6 protein-coding genes and 1 tRNA gene are annotated in these 3,353 nt (G+C 52.7%); 4 read left to right on the top strand and 3 right to left on the bottom strand.

Annotated features, from left to right (window positions below):
* The first annotated feature begins 112 nt into the window (after window positions 1-112).
* Window positions 113-562, top strand: a complete 450-nt coding sequence (locus AC4GMC_RS17825; RefSeq protein WP_487879080.1) for an MmcB family DNA repair protein — start codon at window positions 113-115, stop codon at window positions 560-562.
* Here the strand turns inward: AC4GMC_RS17825 and AC4GMC_RS17830 are convergent.
* Window positions 549-731, bottom strand: a complete 183-nt coding sequence (locus AC4GMC_RS17830) for a DUF6324 family protein (RefSeq protein WP_038007932.1) — start codon at window positions 729-731, stop codon at window positions 549-551. The genes AC4GMC_RS17825 and AC4GMC_RS17830 overlap by 14 nt on opposite strands.
* A 191-nt stretch (window positions 732-922) precedes the next feature.
* On the opposite strand from AC4GMC_RS17830, the gene AC4GMC_RS17835 reads away from it, so the two are divergent.
* Window positions 923-999, top strand: a tRNA-His gene (locus AC4GMC_RS17835).
* A gap of 500 nt (window positions 1,000-1,499) precedes the next feature.
* Here the strand turns inward: AC4GMC_RS17835 and AC4GMC_RS17840 are convergent.
* Both AC4GMC_RS17840 and AC4GMC_RS17845 read right to left on the bottom strand, forming a co-directional pair.
* A complete protein-coding gene (locus AC4GMC_RS17840; RefSeq protein ID WP_487879081.1) occupies window positions 1,500-1,760 on the bottom strand; it encodes an integrase core domain-containing protein in 261 nt (86 codons plus the stop codon).
* Between the two features lie 283 nt (window positions 1,761-2,043).
* Complete coding sequence (locus AC4GMC_RS17845; protein ID WP_487879082.1) at window positions 2,044-2,376, bottom strand: transposase; 333 nt, start codon at window positions 2,374-2,376, stop codon at window positions 2,044-2,046.
* Between the two features lie 279 nt (window positions 2,377-2,655).
* Between AC4GMC_RS17845 and AC4GMC_RS17850 the strand changes: the two genes are divergently transcribed.
* Both AC4GMC_RS17850 and AC4GMC_RS17855 read left to right on the top strand, forming a co-directional pair.
* Window positions 2,656-3,072, top strand: a complete 417-nt coding sequence (locus AC4GMC_RS17850; RefSeq protein WP_487879083.1) for a glycosyltransferase family 2 protein — start codon at window positions 2,656-2,658, stop codon at window positions 3,070-3,072.
* The coding region (locus tag AC4GMC_RS17855; protein WP_487879084.1) for a WbqC family protein at window positions 2,984-3,353 on the top strand (370 nt) is incomplete at its 3' end. The genes AC4GMC_RS17850 and AC4GMC_RS17855, both read left to right, overlap by 89 nt.

Genomic DNA, 3,353 nt, shown 5'->3' on the forward strand with positions numbered 1-3,353 from the left:
TTTCGCTATGTTGACGTATCCCGCAGAACCCGCCTGCCCCGACACATAGGGCCGCGTGCACTGTCGCACAAGCCTAGACATGTGTTCACGTTACGTTCAAAGTGCACTGATGATGACCAGTGATCCCACTCTCAGTCCGGGGCAAATGCTTGCACGAGGTACCGGGCGGCACCTTTTGACGCATGATTACAATTGCATCGAGGAGTTCACCCCAGAGCGAGGCCTGCGCGTAGACATCATGGCCATAGGGCCAAAAGGGCAGCTTTGGGTGGTTGAATGCAAATCATCGCGCGCTGATTTTCAATCTGACCAAAAATGGCAGGGCTATTTACCGTATTGCGATCGGTTTTTCTGGGCCGTCGACAGCGATTTCCCTACGGACCTGCTGCCAGATGACACCGGCCTGATCATCGCCGATAGTTATGGCGCCGAGATTGTTCGTATGGGGCCTGAAACCCCGCTACCAGCCGCGCGGCGCAAAAAGCTTATGCAGAAATTCGCCCGGACCAGTGCGCAGCGCCTTCACGCTCTGCGCGATCCGTTGGCGTTCACTCTCCCGTAATCGAAAGAGCCGCTGCGCGAATTTCTTCAGCAATATCCAAGGCTTCTTCGGGTTCAAAATCCATCGGGATTTCAACATCACCGGCTTCGACAAAAATACGGACCATGCCGTCGGTCGTTGGACCGATTTGCAGGTTTGCGGTGATGTCGCTTTCGGTATTGATGCCCATGGTGGCCTCCTTGTTGCGTTGCGTCTACTCAATGGCTTGCCGCCATGCAAGCCTGCGGCGCAGCATGTGTGGCCCGCGGGCCATGACAGGTCCGCACTCGCATCCGTGCGGATTTGATCGCACAAAGGTGGAAAATAGCGCGCCACTAGCGCTTGCAATCGTCAGCACACCTCGCTAAATCCACCAAGCGTGCCGCCTTAGCTCAGTAGGTTAGAGCGCCTGATTGTGGATCAGGAGGTCCCCCGTTCGAGCCGGGGAGGTGGTACCATAAAATCAACCCCTTAGACTGCCGCTTCAATTAAGTCTATGAACATGAAGCCTCTTGGGGGACATATAGGGGACATTTTTTGCCCCCCCTTGTACGGCTCACAGCAGCGCTCAGGTCTCGACTCATGTAGTTTTGCTACGGCTGCTTACGTCTCTGAATAGTTAGAGACCATTGCTCACCATCTCGAGTACCTTACACTAATCGACATATTGAAGTCGCACAATTTCTAGACAATACTTCTCCCCTCTTGAGTGGCTGGGTCAGCCTTAAAAGCTCAGCTGTTTACCGGTAGTATATCTCTTTTATTTGCAATTGGCAGGTTAACGCAGTCACCGAGCCGTTGGCCCTAAATAGCAAGATGACCTTACGCAAAGCAAATAACATGTGCAGACTCAACTATGAGCCGCTAAGGAGGCGACCATATTTCGCGCCAGGATGCCGCAACTAAGGACCAAATATGATGAGCTACTCCCCATTTGTTGGACAGGATCTGGCGTAGTTTAAGCTACTCCTTGCACCTGCTGATCGGGGTTGGTTGTTTCAATTCCCTGCCAATAGACCACAGCAGGTGGCTTGCCGCCAAGGGCAGAATGGGGGCGCTTGAAGTTATAGAAGTCGATCCACATTCTGACACCTGCCTTCGCCTCCGACCCGGTTCCGCAGGTATGCAGATAGACGCATTCATACTTCAACGACCGCCTAAGCCGTTCTACGAAGATGTTATCGAGGAAGTAGCCTTTGCCATCCATTGAGATGCGCACGTTTGAACGCCATAACCGATCCGTCTAGGCAAAAGACGTGAACTGGCTGCCCTGATCCGCTTCTCATTGACCACGTGGGTCTCATTGCGCAGATGCCATGTCATCTGGCTCACCCCATAAAACGGGGTCTCAAGGAACTGCTTATCAATCACGCGCATCAGGTCGAGGTTCATCTCGCTCTCTCCCTTCGGCTCCTAGTAGAACGAGGACCGCGAGATCGACAGCAAGGCACATTGCTTGCCAACCGACAGGCCCGGCAGGTTTGGTTCAATCCTCTTGCGCCTCACTTGCCGGTCCAGGGTTTGAGCTTTCTGGCCAAAAAATCGTTGGCGACAGCCAGCTCCCCAATCTTGGCGTGCAGGTCTTTGACCTGCTCTTCCTCGACTTCCGGTGCCTTCCGGCCACCACGCTCAAATACGCCAAATAAACCTTCAAGCAGGGCCCGCTTACACCGATGTATCATCGTCGGATGCACGCCAAAACGACTGGCCAGTTCGCTGACCGTTTCTTCGCCTTTCAGCGCCTCCAACGCCACCTTGGCTTTGAATTCTGGCTGATGTTGCTTCCGTTTTTGACATTCCTGATTTCCTTCATACAGAAAATCTGCAGACAGCAAGTCCTAGCTTCTACCAGTGTCCGAATTGCGGGAGGTAGCTCATGTTGAGCTTGCTTACCTGGCGGAACACATCCCAGCCGAGATCGCTGAACAAGGTTTTCATTTAATTGCGAACCTGTCAACGGGTACGCGATCAGAAGGCGGAAGCTTGCCAGCATCGCTCGACGGCATTCGAGTATATGGCAGGGTCCAACGAGTATTGCACAGCACGGATGGACATCACTCTTAAGTTTTGAAACAACTCAACCATCTAGTTTACTTCCACTTTTCGGAATTGAAATGCAGCTTCCTCATGCCTTTAAATCCGAAGATATCAGCATCTTCTCAGCCGTGTACAATCATGAAGCCACCATTGCTGACACAATCGAAAGTGTGCTCATGCAGGAAACCCGGCACAGCTTTCAAATGTACTGTTTCAATGACGCATCGACTGATGACAGCAGGCGAATTCTGGAAGATTACCGCGCGCGGCACCCAGATAAGATCACCGTATTCACGAGCACCGAGAACCAAGGGGCGGGAAAGAAATTATTCCTACATCACAAGCCGCCGCACGGAAGCCGCTTTTGGTGCCTTCTTACCGGTGACGACTACTGGACTTGCGAAGGTGGCGGAACCGGCCGCATTCCATCGGTCTCTGTGCGGCAAGCTCGACCATTACAGAAAATCAGCGCTATATCACATGGAGGCCCTTGATGTTATCGGCCGTATCTTTTCCAGCCTTGAAGGCAATGCGCTTACCAACCTCAATGTCGCTGGACTGAAAGCCGTTTGTGAGTATCTTAATATATCCTTCGATTACCGGTTCTGTTCCGGTCTGTCGCTGGATTTTCCTGATCGTATGGGGCCGGGAGATTGGGCGCCATTTATCTCGCGTAAGCTAGAGGCGACCCGCTATGTCAATCCGGCTGGTGGGTGTGATTTGTTCAAGCCTTCGGATTTATCTGACCATGACATCGACCTGCGTTGCGCTCGTT

This window comes from Thalassobacter sp., assembly GCF_982993085.1.

What these genes read in the sequence shown, in the direction of transcription:
- AC4GMC_RS17850 (WP_487879083.1), top strand. Translation starts at nt 2,656, where the DNA reads ATGCAGCTTCCTCATGCCTTTAAATCCGAAGATATCAGCATCTTCTCA.
- AC4GMC_RS17825 (WP_487879080.1), top strand. Translation starts at nt 113, where the DNA reads ATGACCAGTGATCCCACTCTCAGTCCGGGGCAAATGCTTGCACGAGGT.
- AC4GMC_RS17830 (WP_038007932.1), bottom strand. Translation starts at nt 731, where the DNA reads ATGGGCATCAATACCGAAAGCGACATCACCGCAAACCTGCAAATCGGT.